Genomic DNA, 19,793 nt, shown 5'->3' with positions numbered 1-19,793 from the left:
CCGGAGGGAGAGGAAAGGCGCCTGCTGTCGGCCCCTACTTCTTCAGCACGGCGTTGGCCTTGTCTGCCGCCTCCTTCAGGCCCGCCTCGGGGTCGCCGCCGAGATAGATCTTCTGCATGGCATCCGAGGTGATCTGAGCGACCTCTTCCCAGCCCGGAATGACCGGCGCGAAGCGGGCGTCGGGCAGCAGCGCGGTGAAGGCGGCCAGGTCGGCATTGTTGACGTAATAATCCATCTTGGCTTCTTCCTTGTTCACCGGCAGGAAGCCCTCGCCCTGCGTGAACTTGGCGCGCTGCTCCGTGGTGAACAGGAAGTCCATCAGCTTCCAGGCCTCGTCCTTGTTCTTGGAGTTCTTGAACATGATCATGGAGTCGGTGACGCCGTAAGTGCCGCGTGCGCCGGTCGGGCCGGCCGGGATGGCGGCAACGCCATATTTCAGCGTCGGCGCCTCTTCCTTGATCTGGTTGGACAGGAAGGGCGCGGTGATCATCATGCCGACCTTGCCCTGCTTGAACAGGTTCTGCACGTCCTCGCGGTTGTTCGAGGTGACGCCCGGCTCCGTCAGCCCCTCGTCGATCATCGATTTATAGAGCTTGGCGGCTTCGAGCGCTCCGGGCGTGCCCAGGCCTGAGGTGCCGTCCTTGTTCAGGATCTCGGTACCCTGCGACCACATCGCGTAATAGTAATAGACGTCGGTCTCGATCTCCTTGCCCTGCAGGCCGAAGCCGAACGCACCGGAGCCGAGCGCCTTGATCTTGCGCGCGTCTTCCTGCAGTTCGGTCCAGGTCGCCGGCGGCTTGGCGATGCCCGCCTTCTCGAACAGCTCCTTGTTATAATACAGGGCGCGCGCCGAGGCGGCTATCGGCAGGCCGTAGGTCTTGCCCTCCATGATCGAGGGCGACAAGAACGTCTCGATGAAACGGCCCTTGAACTCTGGCGTGATGTAGCCATCGAGCGGTTCCGCGACGTCCTGCTGGACGAAGTCGATCAGCCAGCGCGTGCCGATGATCGAGAGGTCCGCATTCGTGCCGGCGGTGATGTCGGTGGTCAGTTTCTGTAGCAGCACATCCCACGGCACCACTTCGAACTTGACGGTGATGCCGGGATTGGCGGCCTCGAATTCCTTCTTGACGTCGGCGAAATAGGGGCCGGTCTTGGCGCTGTACTCCGCTACGGTGACGCGCACCTCGCCCGCATCCGCGTGCGCCGCCAGCGCCAGCATGCTCATTCCGGCCATCAGGCCGACAGTCCACTTTGCAAAGCTCATGCGATGTCTCCCATTTGATGTCGCAGCCCGCGCGCCTCTTCACGTCGGGTCGGAATATTTGTGTGACTTTCCTACATTATCGATCATCTGATGCCTTGCAAGCGGATACTTATGTTGCTTAGTTACATTCGCAGACGCCGCCTGATAGGCTACGTTCAGCACTCGGGAAAGGACGGCCAGAGTGGTTTCGACAGCCGAGTTCGAAGGCAAGATGGTCGTGGTGACGGGCGCGGGCGGCGGCCTCGGCACGGCCATCGTCGCGCTGATGTCTCAGCGGGGCGCCAAGGTGATCGGCTGTGACCAATCCGCCGACGCTTTGGGGAGCCCGCATCTTGCCGGTCGCCACGTCTTCGATCTTCTCGACCAGTCTTCGATCGAGGCGGCGATCGCCGCCATCCTCGACACGGAGGGTGTGCCCGACATCCTCGTTAACAATGCCGGATGGACGCGCGCCGAGACCATTTCCGCGCTCGACCCCGGCAAGATCGAGCAGGAACTCGACCTCAACCTGACCGGCGTGATGAATTTCGCCGATCCGCTGGTCAAGGCGATGGCTGGCAGGGGCTCCGGCAGCATCGTCTTCATCTCGTCGGTCAATGCCATCGCGCATTTCGGCAACCCCGCCTATGCCGCTGCCAAGGCGGGCATCAACGCTTATGCCAAGGCGATCGCCGTCGAGCTCGGCCGCAGCGGTCTGCGCGCCAATGTCGTCTGCCCGGGATCCATCCGCACCGCCGCCTGGGATCACCGTCTTGCCAAGGATCCCGGAGTTCTCGGCAAGCTGCAGCGGCTCTATCCGCTTGGCCGCATCGTCAACGCCTCCGAAGTGGCGGAAGCCGTCGCCTTCCTCGCATCCGATCGTGCCTCGGGCGTCACGGGCGTCGTGATGCCGGTGGACGCCGGCCTGACGGCCGGGTGCCTGCCCTTCATCGACGACATACTGGGAGGATGACCGTGACCGACGTCGAGTTCCGCGACCTGTCGAAATCGTTCGGTCACCACAAGATCCTCGAGAACATCAGCCTCGACATCAAGAGCGGCGAGTTCGTCGTGCTCGTAGGCCCGTCGGGCTGCGGCAAGTCGACCTTGCTGCGCATGCTGGCCGGACTGGAGACGATCACCTCGGGTGACCTCAGGATCGGCGGCGTACGCGCCAACGACCTGCCGCCACAGCAGCGCAACATCGCCATGGTGTTCCAGTCCTATGCGCTGTTTCCGCATCTGAAGGCGGCGGACAATATCGGCTTTGGCCCCAGGATCCGCGGCGAAGCGCGCGAGGCGGTCGACCAGAAGGTCAAGAAGGCTTCCGGGGTCCTCAACCTCTTCTCCTATCTCGACCGCTACCCCCGCCAGCTGTCCGGGGGCCAGCGCCAGCGCGTTGCCATGGGCCGCGCCATCGTGCGCGAGCCGTCCGTGTTCCTGTTCGACGAGCCCCTTTCCAATCTCGACGCGCAACTGCGCGTGCAGATGCGCGTCGAGATCAAGGCGCTGCACCAGCGGCTGAAGTCGACCATTGTCTATGTCACCCACGACCAGATCGAAGCCATGACGATGGCCGACCGTATCGTGGTGATGAATGTCGGCAAGATCCAGCAGGTCGGAGCGCCGCTGGAGCTCTATGACCGGCCTGCCAACAAATTTGTCGCCAGCTTCCTCGGCTCTCCGTCGATGAGTTTCGTGTCCGGTGCTCTGAAGACGGCGCCGGAGGGGAAAAGCTGGTTCGAATCGGCAGGTGGCGGCCGCCTGGCGCTTGTCGGCAAGACGATGGCGGGCAGCGACACGGTTGAGGCCGGCATCCGGCCGGAGCATTTCGTCATCGGCGAGGCCGCCGACGCGATGACGATCAGGGTCGATGTTGTCGAGCCGACTGGCTCGGAGACCCATGTCTACGGCGCCATCGGCACCGACACGGTGCGCGCCGTGTTCCGCGACAGGGTGCCGGTGAAACCCGGCGATGTGTTGCCGGTCTCGGTCGATCCGGCCCACATCCACCTGTTCGACAAGGCGACGGGCCTGCCCGTGTGAAGACCGATATGAGGACACCAGCCGACATCATCACGCGCCTGCAACTGATATCGCAGGACGGAACGAAGTCGGATCGCAAGCTCGCCGCCTTCGTGCTTGCCGACCTTGACTTCGTCTCCAAGGCGGCGATCTCCGAAATTGCCGCGCGCGTCGGCGTCAGCGAGCCGACGGTGACGCGGTTCTGCCGCAACCTCGGCTGCGAGGGTCTGCGCGACTTCAAGTTCTATCTGGCGCAGGCCATCGCCATCGGCGGCCAGTACCTGTCGCCCGAACCGCTGAACCGCGACATCCGCGAACAGCGCATTGCCGCGGCCATCACCGAGGCGGCGATCTCGGCCATCCAGCGCGCCAGCGAAAATCTCGACATGACCACGCTGGTCGACGTCGCGGCGCGCATCGCCACCTCCGGCAATGTTCTGTGCCTCGGTTCCGGCGGCATTTCGTCGATGATGGCAACGGAGATGCAGAACCGGCTGTTCCGTTTGGGTCTGTCGGCGCTGGCGCAGGTCGACGGGCAATTGCAGCGCATGTATGCAGCCGTTGCCACGCCCGAAACCACCCTGGTCGCCTTTTCCGTTTCCGGCTATGCGCGCTCCGTCATCGATGCCGTGCAGGTCGCCCAGCAATATGGCGCCACCACCATTGCCGTCACCGCGCCGGACTCCGCTTTGGCCAGGGTGGCCGACACGGTGATCCATTTCCAGCCACTGGAGGACGGCAACATCTACAAGCCGACATCGTCGCGCTACGCGTTGCTGGCGATCGTCGACATGATAGCCACCTCCGTGGCGGAAACGCGCGGGCCGAAGGTGCTGGAGAACCTTCGCCGCATCAAGCAGAGCGTGAACACATTGAAAGTCGACGATCCGCGCCTGCCCCTGGGAGATTGAGTATCAGGATCGGCGTTCGAGGGCCTCGATGCCTTTCGCCAGCGTTGCCGGATCACCCAGAATGCGCAGGGTTTTCAGCCGGCTCGTGCCGCCGGCGATGACCGACACGGCCGATGCCGGGACGCCGAGCGCCTTGCCGACAAGTTTTTCCAGTGCCTTGTTGGCGGCCCCGTTTTCGGGCACCGCGCGGACGCGCGCCTTGAGGTGGCTGCGGCCGTCGGCTGAAGTGTCTGCCCCCTCAAGCCTGTCCAGTGCGGACTTTGGCGTCAGTCTGACGAAAACGTCGACGCCCTCGCGACCGATCCTGAAGACCGCGGCCGGTTGCATGGATCAGTAGAACAGCGACCGGACCGTGGTATCCAGGAAACGCTCCAGGAAGAAGATGATCAGGAGCACGATGATCGGCGTGATGTCGACGCCGCCGAGGTCCGGCAGCAGGCGTCGGATGGGACGGAACACCGGTTCGGTGAGCCGGTAGAGCATGCCGCCGATATTGTTGACGACCTGGTTGCGCGAATTGACGACGTTGAAGGCGTACAGCCAGGAGAAGACCGCCGCGGCGATGATCACCCACCAGTAAAGTTCGAGCGCGTAGATCAGCGTGTCGATAAGCGCGTTCATTCAAAGCTCCATTGATTGCGCGACATGTAGCCATTGCGCGCGACACCGGCAAGGGCAGGCTCCGAGCCTCACCATACGGACGCCCGAACGCCCCAGGATTCGGCAAAACCCCGCCTTGACAGAAAACCACCGTGCCCGATAAATGCGCCATCCGCTGGACGGGGCTGTAGCTCAGCTGGGAGAGCGCGTCGTTCGCAATGACGAGGTCAGGAGTTCGATCCTCCTCAGCTCCACCAGCGGAATTTCAAACTTCCGAGTTCACAGCCTGTTTTCGACGCTGATGGTGCGAGCGCGCCTTGTGTCGCGGCGCAGACACACGCTGCCGTATCTCGTTGGGCCTCCGGCAAGGCAACTCGCGGTAACGTGACCTGCGCTCAGCCCATCGGCGCGCGCGCCTGGCGACCTAAGCCCATCCTCCTCATCACAAATCCCGGAACCACAATATCACTGCGAAGTTGATATCCGGCCTGTCGCACAGGAGGCACGCGACGATGGCGCCCGAGGTCTGACCAAGACCGAAAAAGCAGCATTAGCAGGAGATACCAATGGCCAGAATCAAGAACGGCGCGCCCGGCACAACGGATCAGATGCCGCGATGGGAAGGGCCGCCCGAGAATCGTCCCGCCGGCTACTTGCCGGCAGAAGACAATCCAGATGTCGACCGGGATGCGGCGGGGGAGAACCTGCAAGATCCCGACCGGAGCGGTCTTACAGACGCAACGACGACCAAGGACAATCCGCCCTCCAGAGAGGATCGGCCTTCCAGAGAAGATCGTATCCGCGACCGAGCATACCAGCTTTGGGACGCGGATGGGCGACAGCACGGCAGCCATGAGCATCATTGGCATCAGGCAGCCCGCGAGATTGACGACGATAATGAAGGAGGAACAGATGCCGCGCGGTGACAAATCGAAATACACGGACAAGCAGGAACGCAAGGCCGATCACATAGCCGAGGGTTATGAGAAAAGCGGCGTGTCGGAGAAGGAAGCCGAGCGGCGCGCCTGGGCAACCGTCAACAAGGACGATGGCGGCGGGAAGAAGGAGGGTGGTTCGGGTCGCGGCAAGCACACGGGTCATCCGGCCGCTCACAAAGGCGGCGAAAAGGGCGGCAAGGCTGCCGCATCCCGGTCCGCGGCTGACCGTTCAGCCTCTGCAAAGAAGGCCGCCGCGACCCGCAAGCGGAATGCCGAACACCACGCTTAGTGGATGAAGTAGGCCGTGGAGGCGTTAGCCCTCCGCGGCCGACACAGGGCAGTGATACCGCCAATCCGAGCGCCCTCAGTTGCGGGCGCCGTCATAGTCGTATTGCGCTCGTTCCAGCTCAGGTCCATAGGTGATGGACCATTCGTAGAGAGCCTCGAAAGGTTGCCGTAGCGAATGGCCAAGCGGGGTGATCGTATATTCGACCCCCACCGGCGTGGCGGTTGCCAGCACCTCGCGGCGAATGAGCCCATTACGTTCCAGTCGCTTGAGCGCGTCTGCCAGTGCCTTGTGCGTGATGCCGTCAAGGCGCCGCATGATCTCGTTGAACCGCGAAGGCCGGGTGCACAGCACCGTCAGGATCAGCACCGACCATTTGTTGGCGATCTGCTCGAGCACGGGCCGAACCTTTTGAACATCGATCAGCGCCTCCGGTGATACTGGCTTGGGACGGCGGGGCGGACTGACGGACGCGGACCGGTCTTCAAGCAAGGCTGACATAGATATACTCCTCGATATCTGATTTACATATAGTGCGTAATTGACCGTAGGTATATGTTATATATCTGTGCTCCATCATTTTGATGGAGTGGTCACATGAGCAGATTGGAAAACAAGATCGCCCTGGTTGTCGGCGGCGCAGGCGGCATAGGTAGCGCCGTTTCACAGCGGTTCGCCAGTGAGGGTGCGAGGGTCTACGCCACCAGCCGCAAACCGGCCGAAGCGACGGGCGTCGGCAGCATCCGTTGGATACAGGCCGACGCTAGCGACAATGCCGACCTTGACCGCGTCCTCCAGCAGATCAGAGCTGAACAGGGGCGCATCGACATCCTCGTCGTCAATGCCGGCCTTGCCGAACATGCCCGGCTCGAGGACGTTTCGGAGGACCATTTCGACAAGACGTTCGGGCTGAACGTCCGCTCTCTCGTCTTCGCCGCGAAGAGTGCCGTCGATCTGATGCATCCCGGCGCCGCGATCGTGCTGATCGGCTCCATCGCGGGCGACATCGGCACTAAGGGATATGGCGTCTACGGCGCCACCAAGGCCGCGGTCCGCGCGTTCACTCGCACATGGGCCAATGAACTCGCGGCCAAAGGCATCCGCGTCAATGTTGTCAGTCCCGGCCCCACGGATACGGCAATGATGGCGGGGGCGTCGGATGAAATTCGCCAAGCCCTTGCCACCATGATCCCCCTTGGGCGCATGGGCCGGCCCGACGAAGTGGCCGCCGCGGTCCTGTTCCTCGCCAGCGACGAGAGCAGCTTCACGACAGGCGCGGAACTGGTGGTCGATGGCGGCATGGCACAGGTCTGACGCGATCAGTCGCGCAGAGTGTAGCCCAGCGGCAGTCTGACAAGCGAGTTGACGCCTTCGGGAGGTGCCGGGACAGTGGCGCCTCTCAGCATATCAAGCGCGCTGCGATCGAGATCCGCGTCACCGGACGACCCGATTATGCGCACCGAGGTGACGCGGCCCGAGAGATCGACATTGAAGGCGACGGTCACAGTTCCCTCCGAGCGGCGGGCTTTCGCGGCGCTCGGATAGCGTTTGTGCCGATTAATCCACGAGCGCAGCCGCGATTTCCACTTGCTGACGCCGCCGGAGCTCGATGCCGACTGCGCCGATGTCGGCGCCGCCGTCCTGGCGGCGGGCGGCGCATCGGCGCTGGCGACGGTGACCGTTCTGGATGGCGGAGCCTTATCCTTCCTCGGCCGTGGCTTGGGCTTGTCGACAGGCTTTTTCACCTTCTCCACCACAGGCTTTTGCGCCTTGTCGGGGGCTGGCCTTTTCTTCTCCTTTGCAATCTCCACCGGCTTCGGCTGTGGCAACGGAATGACAACCTCGGGCGCGGTCGCCTGGACGATGTCGGGCACGACCTCGTCCAGCGGTGGCTGGTCGGCCTCGGGGACGGCATCGGTTTGAGCGGGATCGGTCTCATCGGGCGCAATCGCATCCGGTGCGGCTGTCTGTTCGGCCGCTTCGGTTCGAGTGGGGTCTGTTTCGTCGGGCGGAACCATGTCCGGCCGATCGACGACCGGTACCGTCTCGTCCGCCGGCTCTTCCGGCGCTATCTCCGTGTCTGGTGCCGGTTCGCTCTGATCGGGCGTCAGGACGTCCAGCGTGGCGACCTGTTCCTCCACGGCCGGCATGACCACCATCGGCATCACGTCGATCGTCTGGGCTGGCGGCGGGCCGCCATCGGCTTCGCTGGTCATGTTGAAATTGCGCACGCCATAGGCGGCCGCGACATGGACCCCTAGCACCAGCGCGGCCGCACCGCTCCACAGGCCGAGATCGCGCCAGCCGAAACGAAAAGGCGTTGCCCCGCGTAAGGCGGCCGGCAGCGTCACGGCGCCCTTGCTCCATTTGCGGGCGGAGCCGCTGCACCGGCTTCTTCCAGGCCGACCAGCGCGATCTTGAGATAGCCGGCGCCGCGAAGCAGGTTCATCACCTCCATCAGGTCGCCATAGCCGACCGCCTTGTCGGCGCGCAGGAAGATTCGAGCCTGCTTGTCGCCCTTGGTCCTTGCGTCCAGAGTGCCTGCGAAACCCTCGCGCGGCACGCTGTCATTGCCGATCGCCAGGGTCAAATCGTCCTTGAGCGTCAGGAACAGCGGCGTCTCGGGCCTGGGTGCAGGAGTTGCGGTCGACCCTGGCAGATCGACATTGACATCCACCGTGGCCAACGGCGCGGCGACCATGAAGATGATCAGCAGCACCAGGATGACATCGATGAACGGCGTGACGTTGATCTCGTGGTTCTCCTCGAGATCGTTGTCCATGGCCTTATGCATGCTGCCCGCCATGGATCTACGCCGTCGTGGCCGGCATGACGCGGCGGAAATCCAGGTCCCGGCTGACCAGCCGTTCGACACCGGCCGACGCATCGGCGAGGATTTGCCGATAGCCGGCTATCGAGCGTGCAAAGACATTGTAGATGACGACGGCTGGTATCGCCGCGACAAGGCCCATCGCCGTTGCGAGAAGCGCCTCGGCGATGCCCGGCGCGACCACGGCGAGGTTCGTGGTCTGCGCCTGCGATATGCCGATGAAGGCGTTCATGATGCCCCAGACGGTGCCGAACAGGCCGACGAAAGGCGCCGTCGAGCCGATCGTCGCCAGCACCCCGGTGCCGCGCGACATGCGACGCGCCGCCGCCGCCTCGATGCGCGAAAGGCGTGACGTGACCCGCTCCTTCAGCCCGTCTCCGGAGACATGGTCGAGCGCGCCGGCTGAAAGCGCGGTCTCCTCCTCCGCGGCGCGCAGCAACAGCACGCCGGGCCCGCTGCTTCGGTCAAGCACGCTGCTCGCCTGCTTCAGCGTCCCTGCGTCGCCGATCGCCCGCACCGCGCGGCGGATGCGCAGCTTGCCGCCGAGAATTTCCAGGGATTTGGCCAGCCATATCGTCCAGGTGACGAGGGACGCGAAGGCCAGTCCGATCATCACCGCCTTCACGACGATATCGGCCGCCATGAACATGCGCCATGGCGACAAATCATGCGGCAGGGCGAGCGATGTGGTCGAAGGCATGGTTTCAGCGGACGCGCCGACGCCCGATTGGCCTTGCGGTGCTTGTGGCCCAAGGTTGGCTGGCGCCGCAATCGTCGGAGGCCTTACCACCGGCACTGTTGCCGCAGGCGCCTCGATCGCAGCGCCATTTGCCGGCGGCTGCTGGGCCAGGGCGGTGCCGGCCGCCAGGATCACGCATGCGGCAAGCGCCGCCAGGAGGCCATTTCTCGACAAGGGCTTCATCCTTAACCAAAGCAACCGGCCGCGCTTCTGACGGGACAATCCGCGATCGCGCGAATGGCGACATGTCTTCAATCAGGCGCGGCGCGGCCGCCGAACCCCTGACTATAAAACATGACTGGTCTAGTCAACATTGAAGATGGGGGCTATGCACGAGGCGTCTCATCGTGCTGAAGATGATGGCGCGTGCCTTCGGCAGGTAACGTCTCGAAAGACACTGCTAAAGCCGTCCGGGAGCTATGCCGGAAAGGCCTCAAGGAACGCCGCCTCATCGATTTCAAGGACCGTCGAGCCTTGATGCGCGCACGCCATGCTCAGGCACTGCCGAAGAACCTCCGGCCGTGCGGCCTTGTCCCAGCGCCATCCGAAAGCCTCGGCGATCTTTCGGAAATCCGGCGTGAATATATCCACGCCGAGCGGCTCGATATCGCGACCCTGCATGTACGATTTTATCTCGCCATACCCCTGGTTGTTCCAGAGGATGACGATCAGTCTGGCATCGGCCTCAACGGCGCTGCCAAGCTCGGCAAGCGTGAACTGGATGCCGCCATCTCCGGTGATGCAGACCACCGGCCGTGACGGATTGCCGAGTTTGGCGCCGATCGCAGCCGGAAGCGCGTATCCAAGCGTGCCGTAGCCGGTCGCCGAGCAGAAGAAGGACGAGGGCGTGGAGGCGGCAAACCCCAGGCAGCCGCTATAGACAGGCTGCGTCGAGTCGCCGACGATGATGACGTCGGGCAAAGTATCCCGCAGCGTGTTGAGCAAATGGAGCCCGGCTCTGGTCCGCGCCGACAGGCCGGTCTCGAAATCACCCAGCGTCGCCCTGACCCTTTCTGCCCCCTGCCCGGCCTCTCTTTGGCGTGCGCCGTCACACAAGGCCTCGACGGCCAGCCTGGCGTCCGAAATGATGCCGATGTCCGCCGGAAGGCCCCGGCAGATCTGCTCCGGATCGAGGTCGATGCGGATGACTTTCGGGCGCATGGACTTCACCGCCGGCAACGTGTCGTCGAAATCGGTCGGTCCGAGTTCCGTTCCTACCGCGATGACGAGATCGGCATGCGCTAGAAGGCGGTGGGCCGCGTCGTAGCCCGGATTGAGCGGCACGGCCAACGGATCGGCGTCGCTGAGCACACCGCGCCCGTTTGTGGTCATCAGCACGGGAGCATCCAGCAGGCCGGCAAGGCGCGCGATCGCGCCCGCAGCCGCCTTGCTGCCTCCACCCGCGACAATCAGTGGCCTGGAGGCACGCGCGCAGGCCTCGACCGCCTCGCTCACGGCGGCCGCGTTGGGCCCTGGCGGCGCGATCGGCGAAATGGCGCGAGCCGCGCCGAGACCGGAACTGTCCCGAACCAGCAGGTCCACCGGAATCTCTATATGCACCGGCCGTGGCCGGGACGCGGAAAACACGGCAAAAGCGCGCGCAAGGACCGTGTCGAATTCGGCAATGTCCAGGATCGTATGGCTGAAGGCGGTGAACTGCCGCATCAATTGACGCTGGTCGGGCAGTTCGTGCAAATGGCCGGCTCCCGATCCCATCGCGCCGACCGGATTGACGGTCGAGATCACCAGCATCGGCAAGGACTCGCCATAGGCCTGCGCCATCGCGGTGGCGATGTTGGTCAGGCCCGGGCCGGTGATGACGAAGCAGACCCCCGGCTTTCCGGTGACACGGGCATAGCCTTCGGCCATGAATCCCGCGCCCTGCTCATGGCGCGGCGTAATGTGGCGGATCGGGCTTCCAGGCAAGGCCCGGTAAAGTTCGACCGTATGGACGCCCGGAATACCGAATACATGGTCGACGCCGTTCGCGGCAAGGCATTCGACGACATAGGCCCCGAATGGTCTCATAATCGGCCGGCTCCGTGATTGAGCGTCACTTGCCCGAAACCCATGCCGCCAATTGCCGCCACAGCGGCGCGTAGCCCTGCCACTCGACGAACGCCGCTGGCGCCCAGTGCGGCGCGCAGTCCGACGTGAAGGCGACGCTCCGCCCCTTGCCGTAGTGGCCGGCGACGATCAGCGGGTCGTCACCTACCTTCGCGATCACCGTGGCGTCGCCCTTCGGCGTGACCCGGTTGAAACCCAGCAGATGCGGCCATGCGGGGCCGAGGCCAGAGACGATAGGATGTGATGCATCGACGATCTCCGGCGTGACGCCCTGGGGGGATTCGACCCGATCGTCCAACCTCGATATGTTGACCGGCAGGATCTCTTCGATCGCCGTGCCGGAATACTGGCCCTTGGCTTCGATGCCCTGGAACGTCATATAGCCGCCGACCATGACGAAGCCGCCCCCGGCCGCGACGTAGTCGCGGATTGCGTGCAACCTGTTGGGCAACGCGACCGAGCGGACAAACGTATCGGGGTGGAGCAGCAGCGTATTGGCGCCGACGTCGCTCAGCATCACGCAATCATAGTCCGACAGCGCTTTGGCATCGAAGGGGAAATCGCGCGCGGCGACATGAGCCGGCTGGTAGTCGACCTGCCAACCGCCGGTTTCCAGGGCGTCGCGCAGCCAGCGAATCCCCTCGGCATATTCGACCGTCGAGAAGCTGTCGAAGCCCTTCTGGTGGGTGCTGTGAACAGTCCAGGATTCACCGGCTATCAAAACGCGCCGTGTCGCGGCCATCTGGTCCTCCGTGCCTGCATGCGTCGCGCCGCTGCTGCGGCGCCGCCTCGTTCCCTGGCAAAAGCGTAATTTATGAAACCGGTTTAGTAAAGCGGTTTACAAAGGAAATTCGCTGTGCTGAAATCCTGACGAAACGGAAAAGGGATTGGCCAAACTTCCATGAAGAAGCCGACGGCATCGACGATCAGAAACGTTGCGCATGCGGCGGGCGTGTCGGTCACCACGGTGTCGCGTCATCTGAACGGGCGCATCAAATTGCCCGCCGAAACCAGCGAGCGCATCCGCTCCGCCGTGGCCAAACTGGAATACCGCCCGAACGCCCTCGCGCGACGCCTCAGCAAGGGCCGCAGCGAGACCATCGGCCTCATCGTCTCGGATATCTCCTACCCCCTGTTCGCCGCCATCGCGAGCGCCGCGGAAGAAGAAGCAAGCCGGCTCGGCTACAGCCTGGTGACGTTCAACAGCCGCAACATGGCAGCCAAGGAGCTGGCGTTCCTGTCGCGCATCGATGACGCGCAGGTCGACGGCATCCTGTTGATGACCAACCACCCCGACGACGGCGCGCTGGTCGAAAAGATCAATGCCTGCAGCAATGTCGTTCTGGTCGACGAGGACGTTCCGGGCGCCATCGCCCCGCGTCTTTTTGCCGACAACCGCGGCGGCGCCGGCCTGGCTACCGCCCATCTTGTGGAGAACGGGCACACCGCGATCGCTTTTGTGGGCGGCCCGCAAGCGCTGCTCAGCAGCAAGGAGCGGTTTGGCGCCTTCGAGGAAGTCCTCAACAATGCCGGGGTGGACGTCAATCCCGACTTTGTCTTCTTCGGCGAATACGACGAAGAATCGGGGCTCCTCGCGCTGCAGCGTTTCGCCACGCTGGACAATCCGCCAACCGCGATTTTCGCGTCCGGCGACATGCTGGCGCTGGGAATCCTGCAAGGGTGCCGCAAGTTGGGCATCCTGGTGCCGGCGGACCTCTCGTTGGTCAGCTTCGACGACATCCGCAATGTCGACCTCCTCGATCCGCCCTTGACCACAGTCCACCAGTCGGCGGCGGAATTCGGGCGCCGGGCGGTCGGCCTGCTGGTCGATCATGTCAACGGCGCCGATATGCCGGACATCGAACGCGTGGCGGTCGAGCTTGTGGTACGCCAGTCCGTGTCCGCGCCACGCAAGACACATTGGAAATCGGCAGGAAACGCCTTGGGAACTCAACAACCGCCGTCAAGAGCGGGACTTTAGGCCATGGTTCCGAAGCAAAACGCTCGGAAGAGATCACGGCATACAAGAAACAGCGACGGATCAACTCCGCGCATGCCTGCAAACCGAACATCAACAATGGGAGCATGAACAATGACAATCTCGCATTTCGCACAGGACGCGGCTCAGATCGCGCTGGACAAACTAAACCGTGGTGAGATCGATCGCCGCTCGTTCCTGACCGCCTTGGGCGGTCTCGGACTGGTGGCCGCCTTCAAGCCCGGCGTCGCCATGGCAGACGCATCCGAAATCGTCGTCTGCAATTGGGGCGGCGCCGCGGCCGATGCCTTCGCCAAGGCCTATGGCGATCCCTTCACCAAGAAGAGCGGCATGAAGGTGGTGATCGACGGTGCGGGCCCGGCCGTCGGCACAATCCGCGCCATGGTCGAGTCCGGCAAGGTGATCTGGGACGCCACCGACGGCGGCATGATCGACTCGCTGACACTCGGCAAAGGCAACCTGGTCGAGAAGATCGACTATTCGATCGTAGACAAGTCGCAGGTGCCGGAGGCCTTCGCCGGCGAGTACGGCATTTCCAATTACGTCTACTCGAACGTGCTCGCCTATGACGCCGAGGCGACCAAGGGCGTCGCCCCGACGGGCTGGGCGGACTTCTTCGATACGGCCAAATTCCCAGGCAAGCGCACCATGTGCAAATGGATCCAGGGCCAGCTCGAATTCGTCCTGATGGCCGATGGGGTCAAGCCCGCCGACCTCTATCCCCTTGACGTCGACCGTGCGTTCAAGAAGCTCAAGCCGATGCTGGGCGACATCATCTTCTGGGAAGGCGGCGCGCAGACGCAGCAATTGTTCCGCGAAGGCGAAGTGGTGATGGGCAACATCTGGCACACCCGCGCCAACCTGCTCAACAAGGAAAAGCCCGACCAGTTCAAGTGGATTTGGGAGCAGAACATCCTGTCAGCCAGCGCCTGGTCGGTTCCAAAGGGTAATCCGGCCGGCAAGAAGGTGTTCGAGTTCATCAACTCGACGCTCGACCCGGCCGGCCAGCTCGTGCTGCTGCAGCTGATGGGCAACGGGCCGTCCAATCCCAAGACGCTGGCTCTGATGAGCCCGCAGGATGCCGCCGTGAACCCGACGACGAAGGAGAATGCGGCCTCGCAGATCATGCTCAACCCGGCCTACTACGCCGAACATGAGACCGAGCTCCAGAACAAATATCTGGACTTCATTTCGAGCTGATCGGCCACGCCAAACAGGGAGGGGCTGCCGCCGACAGGCGGCGGCTCCCGATCCGATGCGAAATTTCAAAAGAACGGCCTTGCTGCTGACGCTCCCCGCCAGCCTTGTCGCGATCTGCCTCTACGCGGCGCCCATCCTCCAGGTGCTGGCGCTGAGCGTGACCGAGCCGAAGCCCGGCCTGGCCAATTACCAGAACCTGTTCGCCAATGCGGCGGTCGGGCGCGTCGTCGTGACCACGCTCAAAGTTTCCATCATGACGACGGTGCTGACCGTGGTGGCCAGCTACATCGTCGCCTTCGCCATCATCCACATGTCGGCCGGCCTGCGCCGCGTCTCGCTGTTCCTGGTCCTGGTGCCGTTCTGGATATCGGTTCTGGTCCGGGCCTTCTCCTGGATTACAATCCTGCGCCGCCGCGGCGTGCTCAACGGCGCCTTGATGGAGACGGGGGTCATTTCGAGCCCGCTCGACCTCGTCTACAATCTGCTCGGCGTCACCATCGGCATGGTGCATTACATGATGCCGTTCGCCATCCTGCTGCTCTACGCCAACCTGTCCGACATCGACCGGCGCATCATGCAGGCGGCGCGATCGCTCGGCGCGCGGCCGGCAACGATCTTCTGGCGCGTCTGGCTGCCGCTCAGCCTGCCGGGCCTCGCCTTGGCGACCCTGTTCGTGTTCGTATTCTCGCTCGGCTTCCTGGTCACGCCGGCGCTGCTCGGTGCCGGCAAGACCCTGATGATCGCCGAATATATCTCGGTGCAGATATCCAGCACTTCGCGCTGGGACCTCGCCACATCGCTGTCGACGATGCTGCTGCTGGTGGTCGGCATCATCGTTTTCGCCGCCATGCGCAGTCCGGCGCTGCGCGCCGCCTTCGTCGCAAGGCCGCAGCAATGAGGCCGCGGCCCATCATCGAGGTCGGCCTGCCACGCATCCTGGCCTGGTGCCTGCTGGGCTTCCTCTTCGTGCCGATCCTGGTGGTCATTCCGGTGGCGCTCACCGACCGCGACTACCTCTCTCTGCCGCAGGACGGGATCTCCCTGCAGCATTTCGCGGCCCTGGCCGACTGGAGCAAGGGCTGGCTGCCCAGCATGCTGACCAGCGCCGGCATCGCGTTGGCCTGCGCGGCGATCGCCACCGCGCTTGGCGTCGCCTTCGCCGTCGGCGCCTGGGCGGCCGGCGGCTGGTGGCCATCCCTGATGCGCATATTGCTATTGTCGCCGATGATCGTGCCGCCGATCATCTACGCAGTCGGCATGGTCAAGCTATGGGCGCGCCTGTCGCTGCTGGACAGCTACACCGGCGTCGTGCTGGTGCATGTCGTGCTCGCCCTGCCGCTGACCGTGCTGGCCATTGGCGCGTCGCTGTCTAATCTCGACCAGAGGCTGGTGCAGGCGGCCAGGAGCCTCGGCGCCAGGCCGATGACCGTGTTTGGCAAGGTGATCTTGCCCAACATCCTTCCCGGCGTCGCCGCCGGCGCCCTGCTCGCCTTCGTCGCCTCATGGGACGAGATCACCGTCACGCTATTCATCACCGGACGCGCCGTCGTCACGCTGCCGCGACGCATCTGGACAAGCATCCAGGATGCGGTCGATCCGGCGCTGGCGGCGATCGCCACGGTCCTGCTGGTCATCACCGTGCTGGCGCTGATCGCGCGTTCGCTGATCGAACGCCGGCAGCGCCAGAGACTTTAACCGCCAATCCCGGTTGTCGGGGGCACTTGAAAGAAAGGAATACGAATGAGCACCGCGATGAGCGACAACGAGTACCGGGAGAACAAATTCTTCAGCATCTTCGGATCGGTGCCGGAGCCGGGCTTTGACACAGCCGAGGAACAGATCCCGGTATGGGGCCGCCATTGGGGCTGCAACAATGATGTGGGCAAGCTGCGCGCCGTGCTGATGCACCGGCCGGGCGACGAGCTCTCGGTCGTCGAGAATAAGCCGATGGACGAGATCGGCGGCTTCGGCGATCCAGAGAAGGGCTGGTACTGGATGGGCCGCACCATGCCTGATCTGCCGGCCATGCAGCGCGCCCATGACGAGTTCACCGGCCTGCTGCGCTCGGAAGGCGTCGATGTCATTCTCGTCGACAAGGCAGCGCCCGGCGCGATGAAGCAGATCTACACCCGCGACAGCGTCATCGGCATCCCGGGCGGCGCCATCGTCACGCGTCTGGCGCGGCGGGTGCGCCGCGGTGAGGAACTGCCGGTGACCCGGGCGCTTGCCAAGGCCGGCTGTCCGATCCTCGGCACCATTCATGGCTCGGCCGTGTTCGAGGGCGGCGGCTTTGCCTTCATCGATGACAAGACGGCCGTCTGCACGGTCAGCATCGCCTGCAATCCGGAAGGTGTGCGGCAGGTCGAGAGCATCCTCGCGGGCCTCGGCGTGACGCTGATCAAGGTGCCGATGCCCGGCTACCGCATCCATATTGACGGCGCCTTCATCATGGTCGACGTCGAGACGGCGATCGTCAATGTCAACGAACTGCCCTATCCGTTCATCGAATATCTGCAGAAGCGCGGCATCAAGCTGATCGAACTGCCGCCCGAGGACAGCGCCATGTCGCTAAATTGCCTTGCCGTGGCGCCCGGACGCGTCATCATGCATGGCAGCCGTTCGCAGCGCCTGTCGGACCGTCTCGATGCCGCCGGCATCACCGTTCTGACATGCAATTACGAAACGGTGGAGCTGGGCGGCGGCGGGCTGCATTGCTCGACGGCGCCCCTGATCAGAGATCCGATCTGACATGACGCTGCTGGCCATCGAGGATCTGGCAAAGACCTACGACAAGGTCACCGCCCTGACCGGGATAAATCTCTCGGTCGAGGCGGGCGAATTCGTCACCCTGCTAGGGCCTTCCGGCTCCGGCAAGACCACCTTGCTGATGTCGCTGGCCGGCTTCACCACGCCGAGCAAGGGGACGATCAGGCTCGACGGCAAGGACATAACCCATCTCGACCCGGAAGACCGCGATTTCGGTTTCGTCTTCCAGGGCTATGCCCTTTTCCCGCATCTGAGCGTCGCCAACAACATCGCCTTCTCCCTCAAGGTCCGCAAATGGGAGAAGGCGAGGATCGATGCCCGGGTCGCCGAAATGCTGTCGCTCGTCGGCCTCGACAATCTGGCCGGGCGCAAGCCGCGCGAACTGTCCGGCGGCCAGCAGCAGCGCGTCGCCATCGCACGCGCGCTGGCATTCGGACCGCGCATCCTGCTGCTGGATGAGCCGCTTTCGGCTCTCGACCGCATGCTGCGCGAAACGATGCAGAAGGAGTTGAAGCGGCTGCACCGCGAGACCGGTGTGACCTTTGTCTATGTCACCCACGACCAGGAAGAGGCGATCGCGATGTCGGATCGCATCGCCGTCTTCAACCATGGCCGCATCGTCGAAATCGGCCCGCCGAGGGACCTCTACAAGAAGCCGGCGACACACTTCGTCGCCGGATTTCTCGGCGAGAACAATTTTTTGTCGGGCCATCGTGCCGACGATGACGAGACCATGGTCGAGGCCTTCGGGACGCGCTTTTCGGCTCCGTTGCAGCCGCGCGAGCGGCCGGGGGACGTGCTCACCATATGGGTGCGGCCGGAGCACATCCGGCTCGGGCCGGCTCCTGGCGACGGGATCGGCTTTCGCGCGACAGTGGTCGAGAACTCCTTCGTCGGTGCAGTTGAACGCATCCTGTTGCGGACATCCACCGGCGAGCAGATGGTTGCCACCCTGCGGTCGGAAGCCCACAGTGAATACAAGCCGGGACAGGTCGTCGAATGCCGGATCGATCCGGCCGCGATCGGCGTCCTGCCGAGCGAGTAGTAGCGCACGCCGCCCCAACCGCGCTGCGGTTCGGACAGGCATTGCAGTTGATGGGCCGCCGCACAGGCGCTCCCGCAGCAGACCGCCCGCAAGCGGTGGAAAGAGGACCGGATGATCAAGGCGACGCCTTTCGACTTTCCCTATGATGGCCGGCTGGTCGCCGAGAACACCGCCCTTGTCGTCATCGATCTGCAGGAGGATTTCCTCTCGACGTCCGGCTATTTCGCCAGGCAGGGCTATGACCCCTCGAGGTTGCGCGCGATCCTGCCGACCGTGAACCGCGTGATATCGGCGTCCCGCGCGGCAGGTCTCAGGATCGTTCACACACGCCAAGGATACCGGGCAGACATGGCCGACATGACACCTTACGAAAAATGGCGGCGCAAGCGCGCGGGCCTTGAAGGAACCGACGTCCTTCTGCGGTCAAGCCCGGGTTTCGAGATCGTTCCTGAGATCGACGTGGCCGCGCACGACATCATCGTCGACAAGACCTGCAACAGCGCCTTCACCTACACCGATTTCGAGCATGTGCTGCGCGCGCAAGGTATCACGCATCTGCTGTTTTCGGGCTGCACCACCGATGTCTGCGTGCACACGACGCTGCGCGAGGCGTGCGACCGCAATTTCCAGTGCCTGACCATTTCGGACGCCTGCGCGAGCGGCGACGCGAAAGCGCATGAGGCTGCCCTTCACATGGTTACGGTCGAGAACGGCATCTTCGGCGCGTTGGCGGATTCGGATGCGGTCATCGCGGGTCTGTCGATCCTGTCAGGCGAGGCGCACAGACATGCCGTCGCATGAGGGGACAGCCGCCGGAGCGGTGACCAGCCAGCTCTATGTCTCGCTGATGCGGCTGACTGACAAGGGGCTTGCCGAGCTCGCCGGCAGCCCGGATCGCCGCAAGGTGAGCGAGGAGCGCGTCGCTGCGCTCGGCGGCCGATCGATCGCATTCTACGCGACCCTCGGCGCCTACGACTTCGTCCAGATCTTCGAAATGCCCGACAACGAGGCCATGATGCAATATGTCCTGACCGCACGGCGCGACGGCTTCGTCGACCCGCTCATCCTGCCGGCCTTCGATCCGGCGAGGTTCGGAACGATCGTTGGGAACGTGCTGGGCTGAAACCTACCCAATTCCCGA

Annotated in this window: 23 protein-coding genes and 1 tRNA gene; 15 read left to right on the top strand and 9 right to left on the bottom strand. The window is 63.8% G+C overall.

Annotated elements, in window-relative coordinates:
- Window positions 1–34: 34 nt before the first annotated feature.
- Window positions 35–1,267 (bottom strand): ABC transporter substrate-binding protein, encoded by a 1,233-nt coding sequence (locus tag LB513_RS06805; protein WP_224662694.1) that lies wholly within the window; start codon window positions 1,265–1,267, stop codon window positions 35–37.
- A 181-nt stretch (window positions 1,268–1,448) separates the two neighbouring features.
- Here LB513_RS06805 and LB513_RS06800 point away from each other — a divergent pair, with 181 nt between their 5' ends.
- From LB513_RS06800 to LB513_RS06790, 3 genes are read left to right on the top strand one after another with little or no spacing between them, the layout of a single operon-like run.
- Window positions 1,449–2,219 carry an SDR family oxidoreductase gene (locus tag LB513_RS06800; RefSeq protein WP_224662693.1) on the top strand — a complete coding sequence of 257 codons (771 nt, stop codon included), beginning with the start codon at window positions 1,449–1,451 and terminating at the stop codon, window positions 2,217–2,219.
- Window positions 2,220–2,221: 2 nt separating this feature from the next.
- Window positions 2,222–3,292 (top strand): ABC transporter ATP-binding protein, encoded by a 1,071-nt coding sequence (locus tag LB513_RS06795; protein WP_224662692.1) that lies wholly within the window; start codon window positions 2,222–2,224, stop codon window positions 3,290–3,292.
- A gap of 8 nt (window positions 3,293–3,300) precedes the next feature.
- A complete protein-coding gene (locus LB513_RS06790) occupies window positions 3,301–4,182 on the top strand; it encodes a MurR/RpiR family transcriptional regulator (RefSeq protein ID WP_224662691.1) in 882 nt (293 codons plus the stop codon).
- A gap of 3 nt (window positions 4,183–4,185) precedes the next feature.
- Here the strand turns inward: LB513_RS06790 and LB513_RS06785 are convergent, their stop codons facing one another.
- Together LB513_RS06785 and LB513_RS06780 are read right to left on the bottom strand one after the other, a co-directional pair.
- Window positions 4,186–4,509, bottom strand: coding sequence for a DUF167 family protein (locus LB513_RS06785; RefSeq protein WP_224662690.1), 324 nt, complete (start codon window positions 4,507–4,509; stop codon window positions 4,186–4,188).
- A gap of 3 nt (window positions 4,510–4,512) precedes the next feature.
- Window positions 4,513–4,803, bottom strand: a complete 291-nt coding sequence (locus LB513_RS06780) for a YggT family protein (protein WP_224662689.1) — start codon at window positions 4,801–4,803, stop codon at window positions 4,513–4,515.
- A 160-nt stretch (window positions 4,804–4,963) separates the two neighbouring features.
- On the opposite strand from LB513_RS06780, the gene LB513_RS06775 reads away from it, so the two are divergent.
- From LB513_RS06775 to LB513_RS06760, 3 genes are all read left to right on the top strand, one after another.
- Window positions 4,964–5,039 (top strand) — tRNA-Ala (locus LB513_RS06775).
- Window positions 5,040–5,348: 309 nt separating this feature from the next.
- Complete coding sequence (locus LB513_RS25305; protein WP_411962685.1) at window positions 5,349–5,708, top strand: DUF2934 domain-containing protein; 360 nt, start codon at window positions 5,349–5,351, stop codon at window positions 5,706–5,708.
- A complete protein-coding gene (locus LB513_RS06760; protein WP_224662688.1) occupies window positions 5,695–6,009 on the top strand; it encodes a plasmid stabilization protein in 315 nt (104 codons plus the stop codon). Before LB513_RS25305 ends, LB513_RS06760 begins: the two co-directional genes overlap by 14 nt.
- A gap of 75 nt (window positions 6,010–6,084) precedes the next feature.
- Here the strand turns inward: LB513_RS06760 and LB513_RS06755 are convergent, their stop codons facing one another.
- Window positions 6,085–6,507 carry a winged helix-turn-helix transcriptional regulator gene (locus LB513_RS06755; protein ID WP_224662687.1) on the bottom strand — a complete coding sequence of 141 codons (423 nt, stop codon included), beginning with the start codon at window positions 6,505–6,507 and terminating at the stop codon, window positions 6,085–6,087.
- Window positions 6,508–6,603: 96 nt separating this feature from the next.
- Between LB513_RS06755 and LB513_RS06750 the strand changes: the two genes are divergently transcribed.
- Entirely contained in the window at window positions 6,604–7,320 is a 717-nt protein-coding gene (locus tag LB513_RS06750) for an SDR family NAD(P)-dependent oxidoreductase (RefSeq protein ID WP_224662686.1), read from the top strand.
- Between the two features lie 5 nt (window positions 7,321–7,325).
- On the opposite strand, the gene LB513_RS06745 is transcribed toward LB513_RS06750, so the two are convergent.
- From LB513_RS06745 to LB513_RS06725, 5 genes are all read right to left on the bottom strand, one after another.
- The gene (locus tag LB513_RS06745) at window positions 7,326–8,357 is read right to left on the bottom strand and encodes an energy transducer TonB (protein WP_224662685.1); all 1,032 of its coding nucleotides are present in this window, start codon (window positions 8,355–8,357) and stop codon (window positions 7,326–7,328) included.
- A complete protein-coding gene (gene exbD, locus LB513_RS06740; RefSeq protein ID WP_224662684.1) occupies window positions 8,354–8,812 on the bottom strand; it encodes a TonB system transport protein ExbD in 459 nt (152 codons plus the stop codon). Before exbD ends, LB513_RS06745 begins: the two co-directional genes overlap by 4 nt.
- Before the next feature lie 4 nt (window positions 8,813–8,816).
- Window positions 8,817–9,749, bottom strand: coding sequence for a tonB-system energizer ExbB (gene exbB / locus LB513_RS06735; RefSeq protein WP_224662683.1), 933 nt, complete (start codon window positions 9,747–9,749; stop codon window positions 8,817–8,819).
- Window positions 9,750–9,992: 243 nt separating this feature from the next.
- Window positions 9,993–11,603, bottom strand: coding sequence for a 5-guanidino-2-oxopentanoate decarboxylase (locus tag LB513_RS06730; RefSeq protein ID WP_224662682.1), 1,611 nt, complete (start codon window positions 11,601–11,603; stop codon window positions 9,993–9,995).
- 25 nt (window positions 11,604–11,628) lie between these two features.
- Window positions 11,629–12,384 carry a glutamine amidotransferase gene (locus tag LB513_RS06725; protein WP_224662681.1) on the bottom strand — a complete coding sequence of 252 codons (756 nt, stop codon included), beginning with the start codon at window positions 12,382–12,384 and terminating at the stop codon, window positions 11,629–11,631.
- A gap of 159 nt (window positions 12,385–12,543) precedes the next feature.
- On the opposite strand from LB513_RS06725, the gene LB513_RS06720 reads away from it, so the two are divergent.
- From LB513_RS06720 to LB513_RS06685, 8 genes are all read left to right on the top strand, one after another.
- Window positions 12,544–13,623: a LacI family DNA-binding transcriptional regulator gene (locus LB513_RS06720; RefSeq protein WP_224662680.1), complete on the top strand. Its 1,080-nt coding sequence runs from the start codon at window positions 12,544–12,546 to the stop codon at window positions 13,621–13,623.
- A 111-nt stretch (window positions 13,624–13,734) separates the two neighbouring features.
- Window positions 13,735–14,841, top strand: coding sequence for an ABC transporter substrate-binding protein (locus tag LB513_RS06715; RefSeq protein ID WP_224662679.1), 1,107 nt, complete (start codon window positions 13,735–13,737; stop codon window positions 14,839–14,841).
- 79 nt (window positions 14,842–14,920) lie between these two features.
- Window positions 14,921–15,739: an ABC transporter permease gene (locus LB513_RS06710; RefSeq protein ID WP_224662678.1), complete on the top strand. Its 819-nt coding sequence runs from the start codon at window positions 14,921–14,923 to the stop codon at window positions 15,737–15,739.
- Window positions 15,736–16,536 (top strand): ABC transporter permease, encoded by an 801-nt coding sequence (locus tag LB513_RS06705; RefSeq protein WP_224662677.1) that lies wholly within the window; start codon window positions 15,736–15,738, stop codon window positions 16,534–16,536. The genes LB513_RS06710 and LB513_RS06705 overlap by 4 nt, the downstream gene beginning before the upstream one ends.
- A gap of 45 nt (window positions 16,537–16,581) precedes the next feature.
- On the top strand, window positions 16,582–17,589 hold the full coding sequence (locus tag LB513_RS06700) for a dimethylarginine dimethylaminohydrolase family protein (RefSeq protein WP_224662676.1): 1,008 nt from the start codon (window positions 16,582–16,584) through the stop codon (window positions 17,587–17,589).
- Between the two features lies 1 nt (window position 17,590).
- A complete protein-coding gene (locus tag LB513_RS06695) occupies window positions 17,591–18,652 on the top strand; it encodes an ABC transporter ATP-binding protein (protein ID WP_224662675.1) in 1,062 nt (353 codons plus the stop codon).
- 111 nt (window positions 18,653–18,763) lie between these two features.
- Window positions 18,764–19,453 carry a cysteine hydrolase family protein gene (locus LB513_RS06690; protein ID WP_224662674.1) on the top strand — a complete coding sequence of 230 codons (690 nt, stop codon included), beginning with the start codon at window positions 18,764–18,766 and terminating at the stop codon, window positions 19,451–19,453.
- Entirely contained in the window at window positions 19,440–19,775 is a 336-nt protein-coding gene (locus LB513_RS06685; RefSeq protein WP_224662673.1) for a GYD domain-containing protein, read from the top strand. The genes LB513_RS06690 and LB513_RS06685 overlap by 14 nt, the downstream gene beginning before the upstream one ends.
- Window positions 19,776–19,793: the final 18 nt, after the last annotated feature.

Origin of the sequence: Mesorhizobium sp. ES1-1 (assembly GCF_020164785.1) — a bacterium.
Classification (GTDB): domain Bacteria; phylum Pseudomonadota; class Alphaproteobacteria; order Rhizobiales; family Rhizobiaceae; genus Mesorhizobium.
This window is presented reverse-complemented; position numbering and strand designations above follow the sequence as displayed.

Bases quoted from the DNA above. Each gene is read 5' to 3' on its own strand.
- LB513_RS06805 (WP_224662694.1), bottom strand. From the start codon at position 1,267: ATGAGCTTTGCAAAGTGGACTGTCGGCCTGATGGCCGGAATGAGCATG.
- LB513_RS06790 (WP_224662691.1), top strand. From the start codon at position 3,301: ATGAGGACACCAGCCGACATCATCACGCGCCTGCAACTGATATCGCAG.
- LB513_RS06785 (WP_224662690.1), bottom strand. From the start codon at position 4,509: ATGCAACCGGCCGCGGTCTTCAGGATCGGTCGCGAGGGCGTCGACGTT.
- LB513_RS06780 (WP_224662689.1), bottom strand. From the start codon at position 4,803: ATGAACGCGCTTATCGACACGCTGATCTACGCGCTCGAACTTTACTGG.
- LB513_RS25305 (WP_411962685.1), top strand. From the start codon at position 5,349: ATGGCCAGAATCAAGAACGGCGCGCCCGGCACAACGGATCAGATGCCG.
- LB513_RS06760 (WP_224662688.1), top strand. From the start codon at position 5,695: ATGCCGCGCGGTGACAAATCGAAATACACGGACAAGCAGGAACGCAAG.
- LB513_RS06755 (WP_224662687.1), bottom strand. From the start codon at position 6,507: ATGTCAGCCTTGCTTGAAGACCGGTCCGCGTCCGTCAGTCCGCCCCGC.
- LB513_RS06750 (WP_224662686.1), top strand. From the start codon at position 6,604: ATGAGCAGATTGGAAAACAAGATCGCCCTGGTTGTCGGCGGCGCAGGC.
- exbD (WP_224662684.1), bottom strand. From the start codon at position 8,812: ATGGCGGGCAGCATGCATAAGGCCATGGACAACGATCTCGAGGAGAAC.
- LB513_RS06730 (WP_224662682.1), bottom strand. From the start codon at position 11,603: ATGAGACCATTCGGGGCCTATGTCGTCGAATGCCTTGCCGCGAACGGC.
- LB513_RS06725 (WP_224662681.1), bottom strand. From the start codon at position 12,384: ATGGCCGCGACACGGCGCGTTTTGATAGCCGGTGAATCCTGGACTGTT.
- LB513_RS06720 (WP_224662680.1), top strand. From the start codon at position 12,544: ATGAAGAAGCCGACGGCATCGACGATCAGAAACGTTGCGCATGCGGCG.
- LB513_RS06715 (WP_224662679.1), top strand. From the start codon at position 13,735: ATGACAATCTCGCATTTCGCACAGGACGCGGCTCAGATCGCGCTGGAC.
- LB513_RS06705 (WP_224662677.1), top strand. From the start codon at position 15,736: ATGAGGCCGCGGCCCATCATCGAGGTCGGCCTGCCACGCATCCTGGCC.
- LB513_RS06700 (WP_224662676.1), top strand. From the start codon at position 16,582: ATGAGCACCGCGATGAGCGACAACGAGTACCGGGAGAACAAATTCTTC.
- LB513_RS06695 (WP_224662675.1), top strand. From the start codon at position 17,591: ATGACGCTGCTGGCCATCGAGGATCTGGCAAAGACCTACGACAAGGTC.
- LB513_RS06690 (WP_224662674.1), top strand. From the start codon at position 18,764: ATGATCAAGGCGACGCCTTTCGACTTTCCCTATGATGGCCGGCTGGTC.
- LB513_RS06685 (WP_224662673.1), top strand. From the start codon at position 19,440: ATGCCGTCGCATGAGGGGACAGCCGCCGGAGCGGTGACCAGCCAGCTC.